Annotated in this window: 22 protein-coding genes; 17 read left to right on the top strand and 5 right to left on the bottom strand. The window is 33.6% G+C overall.

From position 1 onward, the window contains the following. Nucleotides 1-130: 130 nt before the first annotated feature. Entirely contained in the window at nt 131-1,624 is a 1,494-nt protein-coding gene (locus GOQ24_RS07430) for a hypothetical protein (protein ID WP_155091719.1), read from the top strand. A gap of 30 nt (nt 1,625-1,654) precedes the next feature. Here the strand turns inward: GOQ24_RS07430 and GOQ24_RS16455 are convergent, their stop codons facing one another. Next, on the bottom strand, nt 1,655-1,885 hold the full coding sequence (locus tag GOQ24_RS16455; protein ID WP_155091718.1) for a hypothetical protein: 231 nt from the start codon (nt 1,883-1,885) through the stop codon (nt 1,655-1,657). 654 nt (nt 1,886-2,539) lie between these two features. On the opposite strand from GOQ24_RS16455, the gene GOQ24_RS07425 reads away from it, so the two are divergent. Further along, nucleotides 2,540-3,337: a hypothetical protein gene (locus tag GOQ24_RS07425; RefSeq protein ID WP_160339397.1), complete on the top strand. Its 798-nt coding sequence runs from the start codon at nt 2,540-2,542 to the stop codon at nt 3,335-3,337. A 79-nt stretch (nt 3,338-3,416) separates the two neighbouring features. On the opposite strand, the gene GOQ24_RS07420 is transcribed toward GOQ24_RS07425, so the two are convergent. Beyond that, nucleotides 3,417-3,767, bottom strand: a complete 351-nt coding sequence (locus GOQ24_RS07420; protein ID WP_155091716.1) for a 4Fe-4S dicluster domain-containing protein — start codon at nt 3,765-3,767, stop codon at nt 3,417-3,419. A 74-nt stretch (nt 3,768-3,841) separates the two neighbouring features. Between GOQ24_RS07420 and GOQ24_RS07415 the strand changes: the two genes are divergently transcribed. The 8 genes from GOQ24_RS07415 (at nt 3,842) to GOQ24_RS07380 (ending at nt 12,715) form a co-directional block, all read left to right on the top strand. Then, the gene (locus GOQ24_RS07415) at nt 3,842-4,900 is read left to right on the top strand and encodes an acyl-CoA reductase (RefSeq protein ID WP_155091715.1); all 1,059 of its coding nucleotides are present in this window, start codon (nt 3,842-3,844) and stop codon (nt 4,898-4,900) included. Nucleotide 4,901: 1 nt separating this feature from the next. Beyond that, nucleotides 4,902-5,969, top strand: coding sequence for a 3-phosphoserine/phosphohydroxythreonine transaminase (gene serC, locus GOQ24_RS07410; RefSeq protein WP_155091714.1), 1,068 nt, complete (start codon nt 4,902-4,904; stop codon nt 5,967-5,969). Nucleotides 5,970-5,988: 19 nt separating this feature from the next. Then, entirely contained in the window at nt 5,989-6,939 is a 951-nt protein-coding gene (locus tag GOQ24_RS07405; protein WP_155091713.1) for an NAD(P)-dependent oxidoreductase, read from the top strand. A 33-nt stretch (nt 6,940-6,972) separates the two neighbouring features. Then, on the top strand, nt 6,973-7,449 hold the full coding sequence (locus tag GOQ24_RS07400; RefSeq protein WP_155091712.1) for a hypothetical protein: 477 nt from the start codon (nt 6,973-6,975) through the stop codon (nt 7,447-7,449). A 163-nt stretch (nt 7,450-7,612) separates the two neighbouring features. Next, complete coding sequence (locus tag GOQ24_RS07395) at nt 7,613-8,869, top strand: DUF4374 domain-containing protein (protein WP_155091711.1); 1,257 nt, start codon at nt 7,613-7,615, stop codon at nt 8,867-8,869. Between the two features lie 75 nt (nt 8,870-8,944). Further along, entirely contained in the window at nt 8,945-11,335 is a 2,391-nt protein-coding gene (locus tag GOQ24_RS07390) for a TonB-dependent receptor (protein WP_243731257.1), read from the top strand. 81 nt (nt 11,336-11,416) lie between these two features. Then, on the top strand, nt 11,417-12,139 hold the full coding sequence (locus GOQ24_RS07385) for a type II CAAX prenyl endopeptidase Rce1 family protein (RefSeq protein WP_155091710.1): 723 nt from the start codon (nt 11,417-11,419) through the stop codon (nt 12,137-12,139). 108 nt (nt 12,140-12,247) lie between these two features. Then, on the top strand, nt 12,248-12,715 hold the full coding sequence (locus GOQ24_RS07380; protein WP_155091709.1) for a GNAT family N-acetyltransferase: 468 nt from the start codon (nt 12,248-12,250) through the stop codon (nt 12,713-12,715). A gap of 59 nt (nt 12,716-12,774) precedes the next feature. Here GOQ24_RS07380 and GOQ24_RS07375 read toward each other — a convergent pair whose 3' ends face one another. Beyond that, the gene (locus tag GOQ24_RS07375) at nt 12,775-14,199 is read right to left on the bottom strand and encodes an MATE family efflux transporter (RefSeq protein WP_155092733.1); all 1,425 of its coding nucleotides are present in this window, start codon (nt 14,197-14,199) and stop codon (nt 12,775-12,777) included. Nucleotides 14,200-14,658: 459 nt separating this feature from the next. Between GOQ24_RS07375 and GOQ24_RS07370 the strand changes: the two genes are divergently transcribed. From GOQ24_RS07370 to GOQ24_RS07360, 3 genes are all read left to right on the top strand, one after another. Beyond that, nucleotides 14,659-15,933: a gliding motility-associated C-terminal domain-containing protein gene (locus GOQ24_RS07370; protein WP_155092732.1), complete on the top strand. Its 1,275-nt coding sequence runs from the start codon at nt 14,659-14,661 to the stop codon at nt 15,931-15,933. A gap of 11 nt (nt 15,934-15,944) precedes the next feature. Beyond that, nucleotides 15,945-16,883: a type IX secretion system membrane protein PorP/SprF gene (locus GOQ24_RS07365; RefSeq protein WP_373425583.1), complete on the top strand. Its 939-nt coding sequence runs from the start codon at nt 15,945-15,947 to the stop codon at nt 16,881-16,883. A 145-nt stretch (nt 16,884-17,028) separates the two neighbouring features. Then, complete coding sequence (locus GOQ24_RS07360; RefSeq protein WP_155092730.1) at nt 17,029-17,724, top strand: pseudouridine synthase; 696 nt, start codon at nt 17,029-17,031, stop codon at nt 17,722-17,724. A gap of 56 nt (nt 17,725-17,780) precedes the next feature. Here GOQ24_RS07360 and GOQ24_RS07355 read toward each other — a convergent pair whose 3' ends face one another. Both GOQ24_RS07355 and GOQ24_RS07350 read right to left on the bottom strand, forming a co-directional pair. Next, the gene (locus tag GOQ24_RS07355) at nt 17,781-18,425 is read right to left on the bottom strand and encodes a hypothetical protein (RefSeq protein WP_155092729.1); all 645 of its coding nucleotides are present in this window, start codon (nt 18,423-18,425) and stop codon (nt 17,781-17,783) included. A gap of 69 nt (nt 18,426-18,494) precedes the next feature. Then, the gene (locus GOQ24_RS07350) at nt 18,495-19,736 is read right to left on the bottom strand and encodes an ABC transporter permease (protein ID WP_155092728.1); all 1,242 of its coding nucleotides are present in this window, start codon (nt 19,734-19,736) and stop codon (nt 18,495-18,497) included. 177 nt (nt 19,737-19,913) lie between these two features. On the opposite strand from GOQ24_RS07350, the gene hisS reads away from it, so the two are divergent. The 4 genes from hisS to GOQ24_RS07330 all read left to right on the top strand — a co-directional run bounded on the left by hisS (nt 19,914) and on the right by GOQ24_RS07330 (nt 23,802). Beyond that, nucleotides 19,914-21,284 carry a histidine--tRNA ligase gene (hisS, locus tag GOQ24_RS07345; protein ID WP_155092727.1) on the top strand — a complete coding sequence of 457 codons (1,371 nt, stop codon included), beginning with the start codon at nt 19,914-19,916 and terminating at the stop codon, nt 21,282-21,284. A gap of 173 nt (nt 21,285-21,457) precedes the next feature. Next, nucleotides 21,458-22,264 (top strand): DUF4261 domain-containing protein, encoded by an 807-nt coding sequence (locus GOQ24_RS07340; protein WP_155092726.1) that lies wholly within the window; start codon nt 21,458-21,460, stop codon nt 22,262-22,264. Nucleotides 22,265-22,543: 279 nt separating this feature from the next. Continuing rightward, nucleotides 22,544-23,029, top strand: coding sequence for a hypothetical protein (locus tag GOQ24_RS07335; protein WP_160339396.1), 486 nt, complete (start codon nt 22,544-22,546; stop codon nt 23,027-23,029). Nucleotides 23,030-23,040: 11 nt separating this feature from the next. Further along, nucleotides 23,041-23,802 (top strand): hypothetical protein, encoded by a 762-nt coding sequence (locus GOQ24_RS07330; protein WP_155092724.1) that lies wholly within the window; start codon nt 23,041-23,043, stop codon nt 23,800-23,802. Nucleotides 23,803-24,009 lie beyond the last annotated feature (207 nt).

Here is a 24,009-nt window from a genome sequence, read left to right as displayed (position 1 = left end):
TAACTTTGAACAAATGTGTAGATTTGGAATTTATTTCTAAATTGTCAAGTAAATTAAAATACAATGCCTAATCATTTATTTTTTTAACCAAACTATTGAAAACAAATGAATTATAAGATAATTAATTACAATGCCAAATTATAGTAAAGACTCCCTTTTTGTTTTGATAAAATCACTTAATCGCTCTGAAAAACGCCAGTTTACACTATACGTAAATCGCCTTCAGAACAATTCGGATGCAAAGTTTATCTTGTTGTTTAATGCCTTAGATAAGATGGAATATTACGATGAACAACTGATTTTAAAGCAGGGGATTACGACAAAACAGCAACTTTCAAATTTGAAAGCAAATTTGTATCGTTCTATTTTGAGTAGTTTGCGCATGAACCCAAGTAAGAAGAACGTGCGCATTCAGATTCGTGAACAGCTCGATTTTGCTACTATTTTGTATCAAAAGGGATTGCATAAACAAAGTTTGAAGATATTAGATAAAGCAAAATTACTTGCTTTTGATTTAGAGGAAAAAACGTTAGCTCTGGAGATTATTGAACTCGAAAAAGTAATTGAGTCACAGTACATCACCCGTAGTATTGCAGGGCGTGCGGATGAACTTATAGAACAGTCGGACAGGTTGAGTAAACAATATGTCTATGCTACTCGTTTGTCAAATCTCTCGCTTAAGTTTTACAGTGAAATGCTCACCTCTGGTTACGCGAAAAGCGAGGAGGATAAACAACGGATTATTTCTCATTTTAAAGATCAATTGTTAGATATAAATTTTGACGTTCTTAGTTTTCGCGAAAAACTGTGGTATTTCAAGGCTCATGTCTGGAGGTGTTTTTTAATTCAAGATTATCGAGGGGCTTATCGCTATTCTCTGTCGTGGGTTAACTTGTTTTACAATCACCCTAAGATGATACAGAGTCACCCAATTTGGTATTTGAAAGGAAACTCCTATTTGTTTAAATTGATTTTGATGTTTAAATCTGTGGAGCGCTATTTATATTGGAATAATAGATTGGAAAACGTACTTAATGTTGACACTTTTCCACAATCGGAGAATATTGATTCACAAGCTTTTTTACTGCAGTTTAGCAATAAGTTGAATATTGAGTTTATCAAACAGACTTATGATGGAAGTTTGTTGTTCGTTAAGCAATTGCAGAGAGGATTGAATGAGTATAAGAATATGATAGATGAGCATCACTTTTTGGTGTTGTATTTCAAAGTAGCTGCTTTGTATTTTGGTTATAAGAAATATGAAGATTCCTTAAAGTATACCAATATGATTTTGTTTAATACCCGACATGCTGTACAAGAGGACTTGTTGTTTCACACGAGAATCTTATCCTTGATGGCTCAGTTTGACTCTGGAAATGATGAGAAGTATGACGAGTATGTGAAGGCAAATAAGTTGCTTATTTTAAAGATGAAGAATCACACGCCTATTCACGATTCTTTTATGAAGTTATTTGAGGGGTTATCACATATTTATCCCGATCAACAGAAAAAACTATTTACTTCTTTTGTTGTTGAAGCTCAAGATCTTTTTAAGAATAAATATTACCGCCGCAGTATCTTATACATAGATGTATTGAATTGGGCACGTATGAAAATAGATTAAAAAGGAGGTCCTAATGCTGGACCGCCTTTTTTATTTTTTTGTCAATAGGTTATAGATTACATATAGCCATCCAAAGATGAAGTGAATAATCGCCCATAAAATGGATTTATTGCGTTTCCACGATAGATATACAGCAAGAATAGAACCTATAGATAGTCCAAACATTCCACCTCCCCATAGTCTTATTGTCGGAGATGAAGCAAAAGCTAATGTGCTACTTAGCGTTAGTAAAATGAGTAATAAACTTTTGAGATTTTTCATAATTCGCGTTTTTTTAGTTCTGTAATTCTTTTAAAGTTAGTTTTTTTTATTATTAAGTGGATTATATACAGCTAATTAAGTGGTGTTTTAGTTTTTTAAATGATTCTTTGATGTATGAATATAGTTAATTAGTTCTTTTAGGTTGAGGTATTTGAAACATTGCTTTTTAAGTGTAGCCCTTTATTTTGTAGAATAGTGGTACAATTAGTTTATTAGTTATTGATAAGTATAGTTTAAAATGGGGGAGTCTATCAATTATAATCAGATATATCCATAGAGTTTTAGAGTTGCTTTATTTTAGTTTGCACTATATAAGATTCTTTTTATTTTATTTCTACTATAGTATTTGTGTTTTTGAGAATAAAGGTGTGTTAATCCATTAAAATTAGGTTAGTGAGATTAATGAACGTATTAGATTTACCTGAGGTGAAATCAAGGTCTTTCAGTTGGATTTACATTTCAATCTTTCTTTTTTATTGTAAATGATGTATACCAAGCTCTTGTAGATTGTCTGAATATTCTTTGGTTGTTATTTAGAGTTATTATGAATAGTTTGATTTTTGAATTGTTCAATATGCGAATAATTATATCTTTGTAAAAGTTTATTATTTTTAATTAGTTTAAATAATTATAATGAAAAGATATTTATTTACTATGAGCTTAATTTTTTGCTCGTTCATAGTGTATGGTCAGAGCTTAAAGGCCGTGTTTGATAAAACAGATAAAGTTTACTCAGGTCATGATTTGATTAAAGAATTAGTTCAGCAGCAAAAGGATACTCAATTTACTCGTTATTTTAAAGCTATTTATCCTACGGATTCGGTCGATGGATGGGAGCATAAAATAGCGTATGAAGGAGTTCAGCTAAAGGACTCTGTTTATCAGTATACGTTGTCAAAGTACAAGAGAGGAGTGAGTCAAGCTGACAGTGAGGCTATATTGGTATCTACAAAAGTGTTCTTTTTCAAAGATAAGAATTACAGAAACAGCAGAATGATTAGCAGAAAGTTCCTCAAGGGTGGATATATTGAGGAAAAGGAGAAAGAGGGAAACTCTGTTCGCCTAAAATGTCTTAATTCAGAAGGAGAAACTGTCAATGACAATGGATGTCTGAAGTATTCAAGAGTGAATTTTCCTAAGCATAAGTTTAAGAGGCTATATAGTGATATGTATCACAAGCTTTTTAAAGTGGCCAGTTTGGAATTAGGGCAAGATGAGAAAGTTAATATAAGGTTGATGATTGTTGCAGACCCAAAGACAAATAAGTGGAATATTTATTTTAATGACTTGGATAAGTACAATTTATCAGAGCAAAACAAGTATCAAATTATAGCCGCTTTATCTAAGGTAGTTAATAGTGAGCCTATTGACAAGACTTATTTTGATGAAGATTTATATGGTAATCTTTACGAATATCCGATTTCGATTCCGATCCAATTAGAAAATATTTAGTGTTTTATAATTGAGAATGGAGTGTAAGAAGAACATAAAAAAAGCTGTTCGAAAGGAACAGCTTTTCTCAAATAATATTTTAGTGTTTGTGTAAAAAGGCTTGACGTTGTAATAACGTTTCTTCACTTTCTACGTGGTTGTCATCTGGAATACAACAATCCACTGGGCATACTGCCGCACATTGTGGTTCTTCGTGAAATCCTTTACATTCAGTACATTTTGAAGGTACGATATAGTAGAATTCGTCTGATACAGGTTCTTGTGCCGCATCAGCGTCTACTTCTGTTCCATCAGGTAAGACCACTTTTCCATTAAGGGCTGTACCATCTTTGTATCTCCAGTCATCTGCTCCTTCGTATATCGCTGTGTTAGGGCATTCTGGCTCACATGCACCGCAATTGATACATTCGTCTGTTATAATGATTGCCATAGCTTATATTTTGTTTTATATGTATTAACTTTGTATGCAAATTTACACCCAAAAGTATTCACAAACAAATCAATATGAATTTAGATGTTAAAAAAAATACATTTGTTAAATTAGGTGCTTTTTTAAGCCAATTTACTACAAATGAATTTATAAAAAACAATGATGTTTGTCATAATGACGAATTTTTTTCTGCATTTGAGCAATTAATTTATAGTTCTGTAAATTATAATGGATGGTTTACAGAAGAACAAGTTTTAACTTCAATTCGTTCATGGGCAGATGCTTTAACGCAAGAAAATATTGATCAATGGTGTTCTAAGTATGATTTTACATTAGAACCTATGAAGAAAGTAGGCTTGATTTTGGCTGGTAATATACCTTTAGTAGGATTTCACGATTTCTTATCGGTTTTAATGAGTGGTAATATTGCCGTGGTTAAGTTATCTTCTAATGACCAAAAACTTTTACCTCTTTTAGTGAAGTATATTATGGCTATCGAACCAAACTTTGCTGATAGAATTGTGTTTAACGAAGGTAAGTTAGAGGATTTCGATGCTGTTATTGCTACAGGAAGTAATAATACAGCAAGATATTTTGATTACTACTTTAGCAAAGTTCCCAATATAATCCGCAAGAATAGAAATTCAGTTGCTGTTTTAGATGGTAGTGAATCTCATGAGGATATGGTTGCTTTAGGTAAAGACGTTTTTACTTATTATGGGCTTGGATGTCGTAATGTTTCCAAGTTGTTTGTTCCTACAGGTTTTAATTTTGATGGTTTTTATCAAGGAATGTTTGAGTATAAGGATGTGATTGAGTACGAAAAGTATTCTAATAATTACGATTATAACAAAGCCGTTTTTCTGATGAGCGATTTTAAAATATTAGATAACGGTTTTCTTACTGTGAAAGAGGACAAAGGTTATTCTTCGCCAATATCTTCTGTGTTTTTTGAATATTATGATGATTTGGATACTGTTCAATCTCGTTTGAGAGAGGATAGTGAAAAAATTCAGTGCGTAGTTTCAAATGGATTAGTAGAGGGAAGTATTCCTTTTGGAAAGACACAAGAGCCTAATCTGTGGGATTATGCTGACAATGTGGATACTTTAGAATTTTTGCTAAACTTATAACATGAGTCAAATACACAACTTTTGTGCTGGACCTTGTTTACTTCCTGAAGTTGTTTATCAACAAGCAGCGCAAGCTCTAATCGACTTTGACGGGTCAGGTATGTCTATTTTGTCTATTTCGCATCGTAGTTCAGCTTTTTTAGCTGTATTAGATGAGGTTAGTCATTTAGCTTTGGATCTTTTGGGCTTGGATAAAGGGGATTATGATGTCTTGTTTTTACAGGGCGGAGCAAGTATGGAGTTTTTGAGGATACCTTATAATATGCTTTCCACAAAGGCAGGTTATATTAATACTGGTGTATGGGCCTCTAAAGCTATTGAGCAAGCGCATCAGTTTGGACAAGTCAAGATTACAGCAAGTTCTGAAAACAATGAGTTCAAGAGTATTCCTAAGGGTATTGTAGAAACTTCGTCTTTAGATTATTTGCACTTTACTTCGAATAATACTATTTATGGGACACAATTTGATTATGTTCCACAGGCTAATTGTCCTATCGTTTGCGATATGAGTTCTGATATCTATTCAAGGGTATTTGATTATAACAAGATTGATGTCATTTATGCTGGTGCACAGAAGAATATCGGACCTGCTGGTTTAAGTGTAGTTTTTATTCGCAAAGGAGTACTTAACAATAAGGTTCGTTTTATTCCCAATATGTTAAACTATCAAGAACACATTTCTAAAGGGAGTTTGTATCACACTGCAAATGTATTCGCCATTTATACTACGCTTTTGAATTTAAGATGGTTAAAAAGTTTAGGTGGGGTAGAGGCAATTGAGAAGGTCAACATTAAGAAGGCAGCTACTCTGTATGAGGCAATTGATTCTCTTGATTTTGTTCGAGGTATTGCTGAAAGTGACTCTCGTTCTAAAATGAATGTAACTTTTGATTTTGTCCATAGTAGTATTGACAAATTGTTTGATGAAATGTGCGTTGAAGCAGGAATAAAAAATATACGTGGACACCGCACTCTTGGTGGATATAGGGCATCGCTGTATAATGCTTTACCTCTTAATAGCGTTACCGCTTTGGTTGAGGTTTTACGGGAAGTCAAACACAAAATCTAATTATTATTAATTGTCATTGATGAAAATATTAGCTAATGATGGAATATCTCAAGAGGTCAAATTAGCGCTTGAGAAAATTGGTTACGAGATTGTAGAAGTGCGTGTTGCTCACGAACAATTATTTAATTACATCCATAAGAATAAAATAGAAGGATTGCTTTTGCAGAACGGTACTTTGCTTAATAAAGTAATGATAAATGAATTAAAAGAGTTGAAAGTGATTGTGTATGCAGGGACTTCAATTGAGCTCGAATTAATTGACTATATTTCATCAAAGGGTATCCATGTGGTATGGGCAGAGGAAGCCTTGGCAAATGCTACAGCTGAAATGGTTTTTGCTCATTTGTTTACGGGATGTAGGTTGTTGCAAGAGTCTAATCGGAATATGCCTCTGGAAGGGGATAGCAGTTTTAAATCACTGCAAGAATCCTATAGTACTGGAATAGAATTAGCTGGGAAAACATTGGGTATAATAGGAATGAGCAAAGCAGGTGAATTAGTTGCTCAAAAGGCATTAGCTCTTGGTATGCATGTTTTGTACTGTGATAAGGATATTGATAGTTTGAGAGCTGATTATGTATTGCCAAATAATGTTCAGTTTAGAGTAGAATTGGATAGTTCTCCAATTGAAAAAGTAGTTCATGATGCTCACTTTTTGACTGTTCATACAAGACACTTTGAACGTTATGTATTAAATAAAGAATCTTTTGATCAAGCTCATCATCTTATGGGGGTTATCAATTGTGCCTATCCAGAAGCTGTAAATGAGGTAGCATTAGTAGATATGGCAAATGAAGAACGACTTTTGTTTGCGGGAGTTGACCGTTTTGAAGAAGAGCCAAAACCTGCTATACAAGTTTTAATGCAACCTGCGTTTTCTCTATCTCCAAATATAAATACTTCGACAGATGTGAGTAAAATGTTAATCTGGGATGAAATAATTGAAAAAATGCAATTATTGAGAAATTAATTTAGTAGTTTTAGCTTAACAAATAAAAAAGTTATGATAGATCAGATTACTAAATTGATTGAACAAGTAAGTTCAAAAGAAATTAGCCAAGCGGGTATCTCTACAGATCTTGCAGGTGCTGTAACAAAAGAAACAGGAGATAGTATTATTAATGGATTTAAGGATAGTATTTCTGGTGGAGATTTAGGTGCATTGACAAGTCTATTGGGAGGAGGAACATCTAATTTAATGTCAAATCCTATGGTTATGGGAATGATAACAAATTTAGTAGGAAGTTTGACTAGCAAGTTAGGTCTTGGAGAAGGAATAGCAAAGAATTTTGCTGGATCAGTGATTCCTGGTATTATCGAAAGCCTTGTGAGCAAGTCTAAAGGTGGAGAGTCAGGATTCCAAATTACTGATTTAATTAGTAGTTTTGGAGGTGGCGATTCAAAAGGCTTACTTGATTCATTAACAGGAGGAAAAGAAGGCCTTGGAGGGGCAATGAACGCTTTGAAGGGGTTATTTTAATAATAATTTACAATAGTATTAAAGGGAGGTATTCAACTTATGAATACCTCCCTTTTTTGTATAATTTAGACTTAGTAAAAATAATTATTCGCATAATTTGATTTTATGTTAACTTTTACTTTATATTTGCTTTTATTTAAAACAAATCTAAATAAATATAAGTATGAGCAGAATAATTAAATCTTTACTGGTATTGAGTTTAACTACAGGATTTATCGCTTGCAGTAGCGATGATAATAGTTCTTCTGATGGAGATAACAATACAGGAGGTAATGAGACAGAAAACGTAGAGCGCTACGTAATAGCAGCTTCTTCTTTAGAGCATGAGGGTGTAGCTGACTATCTTTTAACAGTAGAGGATATCGAAAGTGGAAGTGTAAACTTGAGCAATAATGGTATTGAGCAAGATGGAGCATATCGTTATTACTTAACAACAAAGAATAAGTTTTACAGTTTGTTATATGGACAAGGTAATCCTGGTGCAGTAACAGTTTACACTTTAAACAATAAGGGGAAGTTAGTTAAGGGGAATGATTTTGTCACGGAGACGGTGCAAGTATATGGAGCAATGAATAATGACTTTGTCATGTGGAAAGTTCCTCGTAGCGGTGTAGAAATCGCTCCTTGGTATATTGTAAATACTGATTCAGATCACATCGTAAGTCAAGGTATTATAAATACAGTTGAATTAGCAAATAACGGTGAGCGTGCACACTTTAGTGGGTTAACTCAAATAGGAAATAAATTATTAGCTCCATATTTCTCAATGAGAGGAATCTCGGGTGATGTTTGGGGAACTTCATTTGCAAATACTGCTTGGGTGGCTGTATACGATTATCCAAGTATGAATTTGGATAAAGTCATCACAAGTGATAAGAGTTCATATATAGGTGCTTATTTTAAAAATGGTTTATTTCAAGATGAAAAAGGGGATGGATATGCTTTCTCAAGTGCGAATGTATTAGGTGGAAAAGGGGAATTAATCTCTACTAATCCTTCGGGAATTTTAAAAATTGACGGTAAAACTTTAGAGTTTGATGACAAGTATTTTTGGGACATTGAAAAAGCTACAAGTGGTTATTTTGTTAGCGGTTTAGTTTATGCTGGTAAAGGAAAGTTTATTGCTCGCCTTGAAAATGATAAGTTAAACAACAGTAGCAATGTAATAAAATACGCTTCTTTAGACGTATATACTAAAACTTATAAGTGGATTGAAGGTTTACCTGAAACTATTAAAGACTTAGGTTTTTCTGATAAAAGCAATTTATCTCTTATGGATGGAAAAACTGTTTATGTGGGGGTGACTACAGATCAAGGAAGTTTTGTTTACAAAATGGATGCAGAGACAGCTACAGCTACAAAAGGAATAAAACTTGAAGGTGGTACAATCACTGCAATATCAAAATTATCTTCTAAATAATAATTGTAATTGATCACTGTGTAAAAAGACAATCTATCTATAAGGTTGTCTTTTTACTATATAAATATATTCGTCATGAAGATGAGAATTTTAATTCAATACTTAGCTGTATTTTTCTTGTTTATTAGCTCTACTGCGTTTGCTCAAGAAACGGCTATACTAAGGGGGATTGTCCAAGGTAGCGAATCAGAACCTATTATTGGTGCTTCTGTCGTTATCAAAGAAAATAATAAGTTTGGACAGACCAATTCAAAGGGGAATTATGAGATTCCCCACTTAAAGAAAGGGCAGGCTTACACTGTGTACGTTAGTTATATTGGTTATCGCGATTATCAGAAAGAAATTCAAGTAAGCGATAATACTATTTTGAATATCCCTTTGATTCCCGATAATTACAATTTATCTGAGATCAACATTTTAGCTAAAAGTAAGAACCAACAAATAAAAGAGAAGGCCTATAATGTTTCTGTTTTGGACGCTGTCAAGCTGCATTCACGTGCAATGGATATAGGTCATGCAATTGATAAAACAAGTGGAGTAAGAGTAAGAGAAGATGGAGGTGTAGGATCTACGATGAATGTCTCTTTGAATGGATATTCTGGAAACCAGATAAAGTTTTTTATAGATGGGATACCCATGGATAATTTTGGTTCGGCTTTTCAATTAAATAACATACCAATCAATTTGGCAAATCGCATTGAGATTTACAAAGGAGTTGTCCCTGTTGGTTTAGGATCTGACGCTTTAGGTGGAGCAATTAACATCATTACTAATACCTATGATAAGACTTCTTTGGACATGTCTTATTCTTACGGTTCTTTCAATACTCATCGAAGTAACGTAAACTTTGTCTATGTAGATGAGAAGACTGGTTTTTATACACAGTTAAATGCCTATCAAAATTATTCAGATAACGATTATAAAGTTCGTGTGAATGTCAACGATATCCATACGGGAACAATTGTCGGAAGAAATAAAAAAGTAAAGCGTTTTCACGATAAATATCACAATGAAAACTTTGTCGGTCAGATTGGTTTAGTAAATAAATCTTTTGCAGATCGAATAGCAATAGGAATAACTTTAGGACAGAACTATAAAGAGATTCAAACTGGAGCGAGGATGGAATCTGTCTTTGGAAATCTTCATCAAAGAGGAGATATAGTCATGCCAACTTTGATGTATGAAAAGAAGAATCTTTTTATTGAAGGACTTGATGTTCGATTAAATGCAAATTATAATCTGGGAAGTGATCAAGTGATAGACACTGTGTATAGAAGATACAATTGGGTACAAGATTATATAGATTATGAGGAGTTGTACGGCAAAAAGGGAGGAGAGCGAAACCGAACAATGTATAAGTTTAAAAACAACAATGGGATGGTAGCTACAGTGATTAACTATAAACTGGGAGACAAACACAATTTTTCTTTTAGCAATACAATTAATTTCTTTAAACGCAAAGGAGAAGATGAACTCAATCCCGATGATATTATAAAGAATAAACCTTCGGAAGTTTTAAAGAATATAAACGGTTTAAGCTACCAATTTACACCAAATACAAAATGGAGTATTACTGCATTTGGAAAGTATTATTATCAAAGAATTAATTATACAGATTCATATAATCCAACTGGTAAGTGGGGGGATACTGCTTATAAGGGGTATAGTGCAGATCACAATTACTTTGGTTACGGAATTACAGGATCTATATTTGTGTTAGATAATTTGCAAATTAAAAGCTCCTTTGAAAAGAGTATTCGATTGCCATCTTCAGTAGAGCTTTTTGGAGATAAGGTAAATATTGCGGGTAATAACAAACTGAATCCTGAAGTAAGTAATAACTATAATTTGGGAGTGAACTATAGCCCACAATTAGGGAAAAATCACTTGATATCTATTGACTTAAATGGTTTCTTTAGGGATTCGGAAGACTTTATCCGTCCTGAACTATCAACACATAAGACCCACCAAACCTATGGTAATTTAGCATCAAGTCAAAACACGGGAATTGAGGGTGAAATTCGATATTACTTTAAAAACAATTTTAATATTGGAGTCAATGGTACTTATCAGAATTTAATTAATAAAACAAAGACGATTGCTAATTTAGCAAGTAATCTTTACAAAGATCGATTGCCAAACATTCCTTACTTATATGGAAATGTAGATGCTAACTATACTTTTAATAAAATATTTAAAGAAGATAATCTTAGTTTAGGTTATGCTATGATGTATATCAAAGAGTTTTACCTCTATTGGCCATCATTAGGATCTAAGTCTGATGGAAAATTTACAATACCTGATCAAATTACCCATGATTTTGTCGCGACTTATACCTTCGGAAAAGAGCAAAAGTTTCAATTTACCTTAGAATGTAGAAATATGTTTGACAAAGTAGTGTATGATAACTTTAGTTTACAAAAGCCTGGTAGGAGCTTTATAGGTAAATTTAGGTATTTCTTTTAGAAAGTAAAAATAGAGCAGTGATTATTATTATAATAATTACTGCTTTTTTTATAACTTGGTTATAACTTTATAAATTTACTAATGACACTAAAAGAATTATTAACAGATTTCTTTTTATTCGCAAAGAAGCCCAACTTACAAGGAGTTGTTCTTTCTCCTCAGTATAAGCTATTCAATACGCTCAAACTGTGGGGTCTTTGTCTTTTTTCAATTGTAGCTCTTCAACAGATATTAGATTTGGTATTGGATATTCCAGAACCAGATTTAATAGAATTAGTCTTAAATGAATTAGGCGTGGTTCCTTTTATTCTATTTGCTGTTGTAATAGGACCATTTATTGAAGAATTAAGTTTTCGATTGCCTATGCGATTTAAACCGAGCTACTTGTTTATAGGGTTTATTTTGACTTCAGCTTACTTTTTGTTTAGTGTAGATAAACTGAATGAAACTGTTGCAAATGGATTATCTATTGTTACACTATGCCTTTTTGTTGTATTGACTTACCTTATAGGCAAGAAAAAAGAAGTGTTGAAGAAGTTGTACACCACTTATTTTTCCTACATATTCTACCTTTTAACTTTAATTTTTGGGTTTATACATATTACTAATTTTGAAGAAATTACCTCGAGGATTTTAATTTTATCTCCTTTGATAGTCTTTCCTCAATTTGCATTAGGCATAATGATGGGATATGTGCGCATTCGCTACGGGTTTTGGTATTCCTTTTTATTTCACTTGATCAACAATGGATTTGCTGTTTTGGTTTTGTTAATAGCACGTTCTTATTTTCCAGAGTTGCTCTAAGAATAGACTCTATATTGGATATAAATTATTGTGTTTTTACTGTTAATCTTTCTGTATTAAAAAAGGATTATTATAACTTTGAACAGTAGAATTTAAAACGTATTAGTTATGAATAGTATTCACTGGCACACCAAATTGTTTGACGAACTAACAGTCAACGAACTGTACGATATCTTGCGTTTGCGAACTGATATCTTTGTTGTAGAGCAGAACTGCCCTTATCCAGAGATTGACGGAAAGGACAAACAGTGTTTACACATTTATGCTACACATCAAGATAAGGTAATCGCTTGTGCAAGAATAGTTCCTCCTGGACTAAGTTATCCTGAGATATCAATAGGCAGAGTTGCTATTGCACCAGACTATAGAAAAGACGGTTATGGTCGAGTTTTAATGCAACTTGCTATTGAAAAGATTGCTCAAGAGTTTGGTGAACAGGATATTCAAATCGGTGCTCAGTGTTACTTAAAGAAATTCTACGGGTCATTTGGTTTTAAACCATCTTCTGACGACTATTTAGAAGATAATATCCCCCATGTAGATATGATACGCAGCGCTTCAGAATACAGCAATTAGAAATAATATACAATAAAAATAATCCTCAATAAATATCTTATTTATTGAGGATTTTGTGTTTATACTTTTTTGAGTTTCCACTTGCCGCGTTTAAACAAAGCAAAAGCTAATATCGCGATAAGAATTTCTGCTGCGGGAATAGCTATAAAGGATCCTGTGGGTCCCATATTGAAGTAGTAAGTTAGAGCATATGCTAACGGAATTTGAAATAACCAAAAGCCAATAATATTGATGATTGTTGGGGTAATAGTATCTCCAGCACCATTAAAGGCATTCATTAATGTCATTCCTATACCATATACGATAAAACCTGATGCGCCAATGTACATCGCTTGTTTTGCCACAGCTTTAATATCTTCATTAGTCGTAAAGAAAGAGGCTAATAATTCGGCCATAGTAAAGAAGATAACAGTCACAATAGCCATATAGATAATATTGTATTTTAAGGTAGCAATAACCGACTTATAAGCTTTATCAGGATTGAGATCTCCAAGGTTTTGGCCAACGAGAGTTGAAGCGGCATTACTCAACCCCCATGCAGGTAAGATAAAGAACACTAATAGCCTTAGACAGGTCAGGAATCCAGAAGAACCTATCTCCCCACCACTTTGAGCAACTATTCGCGCTAAAATAACCCAACTACAAGTGGATATCATATATTGAATCATACCTGGAACTGCTATTTTAATGATATTCCATATCATCTGCCATTGTACCTTAAAATAGACCCATTTTAGCTGAATGAGAGAATCTTTTCGAGTTAGGTAATAGATTTGATAAGCCACCCCCATACTTCTACCAATAGCTGTTGAATACGCTGCACCTTCTAATCCCATTTCAGGAAATATCCACCATCCTCTTACCATAATAGGACACAAGATAATATTGAATATATTTCCAAACCATAAGCTTTTCATCGCAACAGCTGCATTTCCTGCTCCTCTGAAGATACCGTTGATTAAAAATAACAACATAATTGAGATACTACTGACAAGTAGTATACGTGTATATACATAGCCGTATTCTGCGGAGGCCTCCGAAGCTCCCATCCACAAGAGCCACTCTTTTGCGTATACAAAGCCTAAAACGCTCAGAATAATTGTTATTACAATGGAAATACTAATTGCTTGGGCAGCATTTTGCGAGGCTTTTACTTTGTCCTTTTCTCCAATTCTTCGTGCTACAATTGCCGTTGCAGCCATACTTATACCAATACATATCGCGTAAATTATCGAGAGTAAGGATTCCGTAAGTCCCACACTTTGTATGGCGTAAGCACTTTGTTCTAAATGGCCAACAAAATACAAGTCGACTAAGGCAAATACCGATTCCATCAGCATTTCAAACATCATCGGAATAGCCAGTAAAAAAACAGCTCTGTTGATGGACATATTTGTCAAATCAAAGCTTTCATTCGAGAAAGATTGTTTAAGTAAACCTATAATTGAGGTTTTGGATTTAGATATCAAGGCTTTATCAGACATAGGTGATCAAGTGAACTATTGTTTGAAAATTTTAAGTCAGCAGGTTAGCTCTGGTAAGTAACTTGTACTCTAAGAACTTCTGTTTGCTTTGCAAGCAACAAAAATATATTATTTATTCTCAAGAATTAGGAAAGAGGTTGAAAGTAAATATTTTTTTATGCGAAAGGCTTTTGGGGAGAATTGGTAGTTAAATAAGTATATATAACGTTAAAGGTAAATAGCAAGCCTTTTAATGATTGTTTATCATAGTGTGTTGGCTTAGTCTTAAACTTAAATTATCTATAAAAAAATTGAAAGTCATTCATTTAGGCACAAAAGTTGTTAATACAGAAAAAGTTGATTAACATAAATTATGAAATTCACATATCTGCTATATTAAAATAGAAGATAACAAGTATTTTACCTTGTAATTATTCTCTTTTTGCCGATAAGTTTTTCTACAAAAACAATTATAATTAGATGAGAAAAAATGTTTTTGCAATATTAATGGGGCTCTTGTTATTTTGGGGAGAGAGTCTTTTTGCTCAAGAAAAGGCAACTTTTGTAAATGAAGGGGTCTTCCATGTAAGTTCCAATGAAGTTGTATCTGTTGAGGGAGATTTTTTTAATAAAGAGGAAGCAAACTTTAAAACAGATGGAACTATTTACTACCAAGGTAACTTTGTCAATGATAATTTGTTTTATTCTTCTCCTAATGTAACTACTGCAAAAGTTGTTTTCACACCAAATGATACTAAAAAGGACAAACAATTCATTAGTGGAAATGGAGTTATAGAGTTTAACGATGTGGTGTTTGATAGTCCTAAATCGAATAAAGAAGCTTTTGCTGTACTAAACGATATTAGCATACAGGGAAATGTTGACTTTAAAAGTGGGATTGTAAAGGTTGATTCACTACACGGCGGTGGTATTACGTTTTTGGAAAAAAGTAAGTGGAGCAATGCTTCAGATAAAAGTTATATTGATGGAAGAGTGGAGAAAGAAGGGCGTGAAGAATTTGTGTTTCCTGTGGGAAATAAAGGAAAGTTTAGATATTCTAAAATTACTGCACCACAGGGATTAAAAGACGTATTTCAAAGTGCTTATACATTAAAAGACGCTGCATTCTTTAAAGCGAGAACAGCGAAATCAAGTGTGATTGAAACGCTTAATACTAATGAGTATTGGCTTGTAGAAGCAATAGATAATACCAAAAGTTCCGTTGTAGTAACTCTTAGTTGGGCAGATACAACATTGGAGAAAGTCTTAGAGAATCCTGCAGAAACTTTACACGTTGTGAGATGGGATACTGCTAAACAGATGTGGGTAGATGAAGGAGGTATTGTGGACCTTGATTCTAAAGAGGTTTCAACAATTTCAACAGTAAAAGGTTATGGCTTCTTTACATTAGCTTCTATTAAGAAAGAAATATTGGACGATGGAGATATTGTCATCTACAATTTTGTTAATAGTGGAGGGGAATACAACGAGTATTTTAGAATTTTGAATATCAATAAGTTTCCTAATAATACTGTGGAAATCTTTAATAGATGGGGAAGCTTAGTTTATCGTACAACCAATTACGATAGCAATAATAATGTCTTTAGAGGATATTCGGAAGGAAAAGGAACAACTTCCAAGAATGAAGCTTTGCCTTCAGGAACATATTATTACTTACTGAAATACGAGGTACCTACTGCTACTGGTAGTGAGGTAATTAAGAAAAGTGGCTATTTACACTTAGAAAGTAATTAAGGATCCAATACATCAATACAATGAAGTCAATTATAAAAATATTATTTAGTGCTTATCTTTTCCTTTTAACTAATCTATTGTTTGCTCAACAAGACCCACAGTATACGCAGTATATGTATAATCACGCTGTTATTAACCCTGCTTATGTTGGAACTGTCGATTACTTAACCATTTATGGTCAGTATAGATCGCAATGGGTAGGACTTGAAGGAGCTCCGAAAACATCGAATTTTTCATTGAATAGCCCTTTGGGAAGCAACGGTCTATCTGGGGGGATTAATTTTGTCAATGATAGAATAGGGGCGATGGAAGAAAATACAATTTCCTTAGATTTCGGATATACTATTGCTTTAGATTATCAGTATAACCTTGCTTTTGGTATCAAGGGGCAAGCTAATTTTTTGAATGTAGATTATACTAAATTAAAAGCATTTAAACCGGAGGATCCTCTTTTACAGAGTAATATCAACAATAAGTTTAGACCTAATGTTGGTGTCGGTATTATGGTTTATTCAGATAGGGCATATATTGGTATTTCTGCACCTACCTTGCTATCTACCTATGTTTATGATGATAACGAGGAAATTACAACAGTGCGAAAAAAGACGCATTTGTATTTAACAGGAGGATATATATTTGATGTAAGTGATGAGGTTAGAGTTAAACCGGCAGTTTTAATTAAAGGAGTTCAAGGATCTCCATTGCAAGTAGATTTAACAGCTAATGTTTTGTTTTTTAATCGATTTACTCTTGGAGCAGCATATCGCTGGGATGCAGCTATAAGTGGATTAGTAGGGTTTCAAATCAACAACAATTTAATGATTGGATACAGCTACGATGCGGACACTACTTCCTTGAGAAAAACAAATTCAGGGTCGCATGAAGTCTTCATGAGATACCAGCTATTTAACAATAGAGCACAGAAAGTTACAACAACAAGGTTTTATTAATAGTATAAAACTGCAAATGGTATAGGTTATTTCTTATATAATCTATGTTTATATCTTAAATAATTTTTTTGGAAAAGGCAATCTTTGATAGGTTGCCTTTTTTACAATTACTCGTCAGTAACTAAACTTATTTATCTTTGCATCCATGTTAGAAATACTTTACCAAGACCAATATATTGTAGCTATAAATAAACCGAGAGATTTACTGGTACACAAATCTTTTATAGCAAGTGATATTCAAGAATACGCCATCCAGATATTGAGAGATCAGATAGGGCAATACGTTTATCCTGTTCACCGCTTAGACAGAAAGACATCAGGCGTTTTGTTATTTGCTTTGGATAAAGAGATTTTAAAGCAGCTCAATGATGATTTTGCTACTCGTAAAGTTGAGAAGAAATACATTGCCATTGTACGTGGATATACCAAAGACGAAGAGCTGATCGATTATGCTTTAACTAATGATGCAGGACAAGAGCAAGAAGCAAAGACGTATTATAAAACACTACAAAGAGTTGAGGTAGATATACCTTTTGGCAACCACCTTACTTCTCGTTATTCATTGGTTGAAGCTTATCCCGAGACAGGTAGACAGCATCAATTGCGCAAGCACTTCAAGCATATCTTTCATCCGATTTTAGGTAGTCGTCCTCATGGATGTAATAAGCAGAATAAGATGTGGCTTGATCGCTATGGGCTAATGGCGATGTTATTACACGCATTAGAATTAAAATTCACCCATCCAATTACGAAAGAAGTGATAGAGCTTAGAGCGACTATTGATGATCAGTATCTAAAGTATAATGCTGTGTTAGGGTTTAACTTAGAGCAGTATTATTAGGTTAGCTGAAGGCTGTAAATTAATTAGAGAATATACAGAAAAGGGAATATTTTAAATTAGAATAAGACGAAGTTTTCTTTCCCATCCGTCTTATACTTAGTCATATTTAGCTTATGCCCAAGCTTTGCTTTACTGTAATTAATCCCATCTATAGTTATACAATCTATCTTAACTTTTTTATTGATTTTAAAATTAGCGTAGAAAAAGGGAGGAGAAGAACCACCTCCACTTCGCTCTAAATTTGAAATCTCAAGTGAAGTAATCGATTGCATAGGGAATTTATTACATATATAGACTGTGTATCCTACTTGAAATATACAGATTATAATTAATACTAAAAAGAAAGAGAAGGTAGCTCCCAATAAAATAACCGTAAGTATATCCATTAGACTAAATGTAAAATCGTTATCTATTGCTGTAAATAAAGTAGTAAGTGAAAAGATAATCAGTATTACAGGGAAATTTAGAATTGTTTCATACTTTAATTCTATTTTCATTGCTTTAATTCTACACATATATAAACTTAGTGTATTCAAAAATATTAGTAATGCTAATCTAATTTCGTGATTATCTATTAAAACAGTACTTATCGAGAGTAAAAATACAAGTCCAGCAGTAGATAGAAAGTTTTTAAATACAAAGAACAAGGTGAAAAGAGCACAACTGATAAACAAGACAATACTGAAATCTGCTGTTAACATAGTGTATTATTTTAAGTGTTTAAGTTTAGGGATTCAATTTGTAAGCCTTTATACTACATTGTCAACTGCTTATTCATATCTCAATGCTTCTACAGGATCGAGTTTGGAAGCTTTCAATGCAGGATAAAGACCTGATAAAACGGCCACTATAAAGGTTGTAATGAATGCAGACAAGATTGCACTCCACGGAATAGTGAAGGTAAAATGCATTAAGGAAGACAACCCATAAGCCGTCAAAATACCTAACACTGTTCCAAGTATTCCCCCAAGTTGACCTATAATGACTGTCTCTGTAAAGAATTGTTGGGCAATCGTTTTTCGCTTAGCTCCCAATGCTTTTCTTACACCTATTTCGCGTGTGCGTTCAGTCACAGATACCAACATAATATTCATCAAAGCAATCGAAGAACCTAAAATAGTGATTAGTCCTATTAACCAGGCAGCAAGATTGAGCATTTCTGTTTGTTTGATCATTGAGCGGAGCATATCATCACTTCGCTCGATCCCAAAATCAGAGGTATGAGCAGGAGTGAGTCGACGTATATTTCTAAAATCAATAATTGCTTGGTCTATTGAAGTATTTAAGTGTCCCTCTTGCATGATAGAAACCTTTATGGTATAGTTTATATCAGCTGCATTGAAAATAGAACGAGCAATCTGAATAGGAATAAATACACGTTGATCTTCATTGTTTCCGAAGGTACTTCCTTGTTCTTTTAGAATGCCAATAACCTTAAACTTGTACCCGCGAATAGATATAATCTGATTTATAGGATTGTAGTCTTTGAACATCTTTTTGGAGAAGTCAGAACCCACAACACATACATAATGGTCGTTTTTAATATCTGTATAACTTAAATTCCTTCCTTGTTCTACTTTTAATCCGCTATTGGGTAAGTAGTTTTCATCGCACCCAATAATTGAAATTTCTGGATCAGTTTTTACTTCATCTTTTTTAACTTCAATATTGGTGGCTGCCGTAAAAGAAAGCGAGGTTACAGAGAAGGGATATTGATATTCTTCTTTAAATTTTCTTGCTTGATCATAAGTAATGATGGGATTTGACTTTGCAGTTGATTTATTCTTAGCCATTTTTCCCGCCATGTCGTACTGACTGATAGAGAATGTATTTGCTCCCATAGAGCTAAAGTCTTCAAGTATGGTGTTTCTCAAAGCTGATACTACAGATAAGATTCCCACCAAAGCCCATATTCCAATAGCAATAATGAAAACGGTAATACAGGTACGAAGTAATTGACTTCGAATACTCATAATGGCAATTTTCGTGTTTTCTAAGGCTATTTTCCACATAGTTTTACTTGACTATCAGCTGTAAGGTTTTAGTAAAAATAACTAAAAAATCACAATCAACAGCTCCTTTTATATCAATTCCTGCCGATTGAAAGATAAGATATCAGTAGTTGACTTCATTTTAAAAAAAGATGTACTTTTGTGATGTTAAATTAAATCACTAAAAATTAATTAAAGATGGCAAAGAAACCTGGGATTCCAAAAGGGACGAGAGACTTTTCTCCGAGTGAAGTAGCAAGAAGACAATATATTATGCAAACGATACGACACGGATTTGAGAAATTTGGATTCCATCCCATCGAGACTCCTTCTTTCGAGAACCTTGATACCTTATTAGGTAAGTATGGTGAGGAGGGTGACCGATTAATTTTTAAGATACTTAATTCAGGTGATTATCTGAGCAAGGTAGATGAAACTGTATTAGAGAGTAAGAACAGTTTGAAATTGACAAATCAAATTTCAGAGAAAGCTTTGCGTTATGATTTGACAGTGCCTTTTGCTCGTTATGTGGTCATGCACCAAAATGAGATAGACTTTCCATTTAAGCGTTATCAAATGCAACCAGTATGGCGTGCAGACCGTCCACAAAAAGGTAGATTTAGAGAGTTTTATCAATGTGATGCAGACGTTATTGGATCAAAGTCTTTATGGCAAGAAGTTGAGTTTGTATTGTTATATGACAATGTGTTTACTGCTTTAGGAGTACATGGGGTGACTATCAAACTTAATAACCGCAAGATATTAGCAGGTATTGCAGAAGTAATAGATGCGAGTGATAAGTTGATCGATTTTACTGTTGCTCTAGATAAGTTAGATAAAATAGGAGAAGATGGTGTAAAGGCAGAGATGATAGAAAAGGGAATCACTGCAGAATCGATAGCAAAGGTACAGGCACTATTTAACTTCACTGGAACATTCGAAGAAAAATTGGATAAATTGAGAGTGATGTTAGCTACTTCTGAAGAAGGACTGAAGGGAGTAGAAGAACTTGCTTTTGTCGGAAAAGAAGTAGAAAAAGTTGGCCTGCAAACGGCTATCCTAAACTTAGATGTTACATTGGCGCGTGGATTAAACTATTATACTGGTGCGATATTCGAGATTGGAGCGCCTGAATCTGTTCAGATGGGATCTATAGGAGGAGGAGGTCGCTACGATGATCTTACTGGAATATTTGGGTTAAAAGACATGAGTGGCGTTGGTATTTCTTTCGGGTTAGATCGAATTTACCTTGTAATGGAAGAAATGAATCTATTCCCAGAAACAGTTAGTACGGCTTCGAAAGTATTGTTCTTGAATATGGGTGAAGAGGAGATGAGTTATTCTATGAGTGCTATTATGGCATTGAGAGCTGCTGGAGTGAAAACGGAGTTGTATCCTGATAAAGCAAAAATGGGTAAACAATTTCAGTTTGCAGATAAGAAGGGTATTCCATTTGTTGTATTAGTAGGAAGTCAAGAAATGATGGATAAGAAGTTTGCATTAAAAGAATTAGCCTCTGGTGAGCAAATTGTATTGTCATTAGATGAACTGATTTCGAAATTGAAATAGCAAATAGAGCGAATAGTTATAGAGAAAGGTATGTGTAAATAACACATACCTTTTTTTGATTGTAGGAGTAAAATGAATGAAATTATTGAATATTGCCATGCCTTTACTAATGATATTCTGTAACTTTAGACTTTAGAGACAATAATAGACGTTAACGAATAAATTTAATAGATATGGGTAGTAAGAAATTGGGTAATAGCCCGAAAATGTTAATGTTTCAGTTATTATATAAGGAACAACCAAATATAGATTACCAGGCAGTTTTAGTTGCATTGCAGCAAGTTTACCCTTCAGTTGAGTTTGATCCAGGAGCACATGTTTTTATCTTTCCTGAAATTGAAGTAGAGTTTGAAGATAAGAAGGGGCCAGCACAATGTGTTGTCATGGAAGGTGAAAAGGACAAGCGCTCAGAATTACAAGATACTTTTTTTCAGCAAAACTGGCATTGGAATGAAGCTGCCACCGTAGAGCGTGAATGTCATTATGCCTTGTCAATCAGTGATTTTATGAGTAGAGGTTTAGAACCAAGAGTGCGCATTGTATTAATCCAACAAATGTTATTAGCGCTTATTAAGGTTTCTAAACCAGAAGTATTGGTTTCTATCCATGGAGAAAAGCTAATCGATCCTGAAGTGTTTGCTCATGATTGCTTAGATCCGAATTACGTCGGATTAGACCTTCTTGTAAATGTTCGATTATTTAATATAGAAAACCCTGAATACAAGCAGTTTTTGATGGATACCATTGGCTTGCATAGTTTAGGGATGAGTGATTTCGAAATTTTCTTTGATGAGGAGGAAAACCTTAATGCAATAGCTGGTAGATTATGGGACTATGCATATTATATTATGCAAGCAGGTGACGTAATTGAAGATGGACATACAATACAAGGCCTGGAAGAAGACAGCAAATGGCTTTGTCAAAAGAAATGGTCTGAAACACAACCGAAGCGCACTGTTCTCGATATCGAAGTAGTTTAGATTAACACGCGGCATATATAGTTGGTTTTACCTTAATGAGTATTTACGGTTGTAGGTGCTGAGGTGAACCAACTATTGTTATTTTCTACAGTTGATAGATATAATTGAATTAGTGTTAAAAAAGGCAGTTGTTTTCACTTTATGTGTGTATAAATTAGCAGTAATTAATCATTAGTGAAATAGTAGTTTTAGTTTTTAAATAGTGTAGTTTATCTGGGGCTATACAGTTTATTAATTGTATTTTTAAACCTGAAGAAAAAGTTTAAAAAGAGTATGGATATGCAAATGACAAGTGTTGATTTTCAGGAGTTTATTTTGAATTATACTATAGCAGATAGCGATTGGTTGAGTTTGGATTGGAATGGTAAGTATGGAGCGAAGTTCAAAGATGAGAATCACTTTTTTCGTTTGCAAATTGCAGAGGCTGTTTGTGCACAGTTAGAGAAAGTAGATTTATCTCTTGTGCGCGAATTGTTTATCACCTTAGGACAGGTTACTAAATTAAACTTTTGTGTTTATAAAAATTACCATTTGTTAGCGCAAGAATTATTAGAAAGAGGGGGAAGTGATTACCTTTTTGATTATCTATGCGCAGCACATATTTCGTTTGATACTTATTTAAGCACTGCAAATATCCGTTTATCTGAGCAAAGAAAGAGAGAATTACTTGCCTATTTTGATTATTTGCGTACTACTTCAGATAATCCTCAAGTGATTAAATTGCTAACGGATCAAATGAGAAATCGCTTTATTACCTCTGCCTAAATTTGTTGATAGTGAATAAGTTTATTGTATTTCTGTTGCTGGGATTATCCACAACACTTCACGCCCAAAGTAACGATTTATCTCAAGCTACTGTCTTGCAAATCCAAGATTTGATTGCTTTGTTTCAATCCAGTGATAAAGAGGCTATAGCCATGAAGATAGATTATCCATTAGCACGTCATTATCCAATTCCAAGTATTGAAAATGAGAAAGAGTTTTTAGTTCGATTTGATCAAGTTTTTGATGCTGATTTCATGGCACAAATTGCCGAGTCAGATTTGTCTCAATGGTCTACAGTAGGCTGGCGTGGTACAATGTTTGACAATGGTGCTTTGTGGTTAACAGAAGACGGAAGGATAAGGGTAATTAATCACTCGTTGGCTTTTGAAGAATCTTGGAGACAAAAGTTGATAGCGCAAGATAAAAAGAGATTGCATACATCGGTTCAACAGTTTAAAGAACCAATTGCTTATATCATATCTGTAGGAAAAATCATTCGCATAGACGAACTGAAAGACAGCAGTTATCGAATGTCTTATTGGAATATAAATCAAAATTTGAGTGAGAAGCCAGAAGAAATTATTGGACAGGGTACTTTGTTTACTGAAGGATCTATGGCAAATCAATATGTTGTTTTTCCAAAGAATTTCTTGGGAGAAGAAGTTACTGTTTACCTTGATGATATGGAAGAGGAGCAACCTAATGCTGTAACTATAACTTATCGAGATCAAATGGGAATAGAAAGAGTAGACAAAGGATATATGAAAAAATAAAAAAGGAGAATACTACTATTCTCCTTTTTTTGGCGGTAATCTGTAATAATAAAACTTGGTTATATTTTGTATTTTAATAAGAGTGAACCTTCTGAATTATCAAAAACAATAATCTTAAGTATATTCTGAATTAATTATAGAGAATATAGAATTGCTTACTGATTTCAGTATGAGTTCTTCTAAACGGATTCTTTTTTGATCCGGTAT

Source organism: Myroides sp. LoEW2-1 (assembly GCF_009767705.1).
Taxonomy (GTDB): Bacteria; Bacteroidota; Bacteroidia; order Flavobacteriales; family Flavobacteriaceae; genus Flavobacterium; species Flavobacterium album_A.
This window is presented reverse-complemented; position numbering and strand designations above follow the sequence as displayed.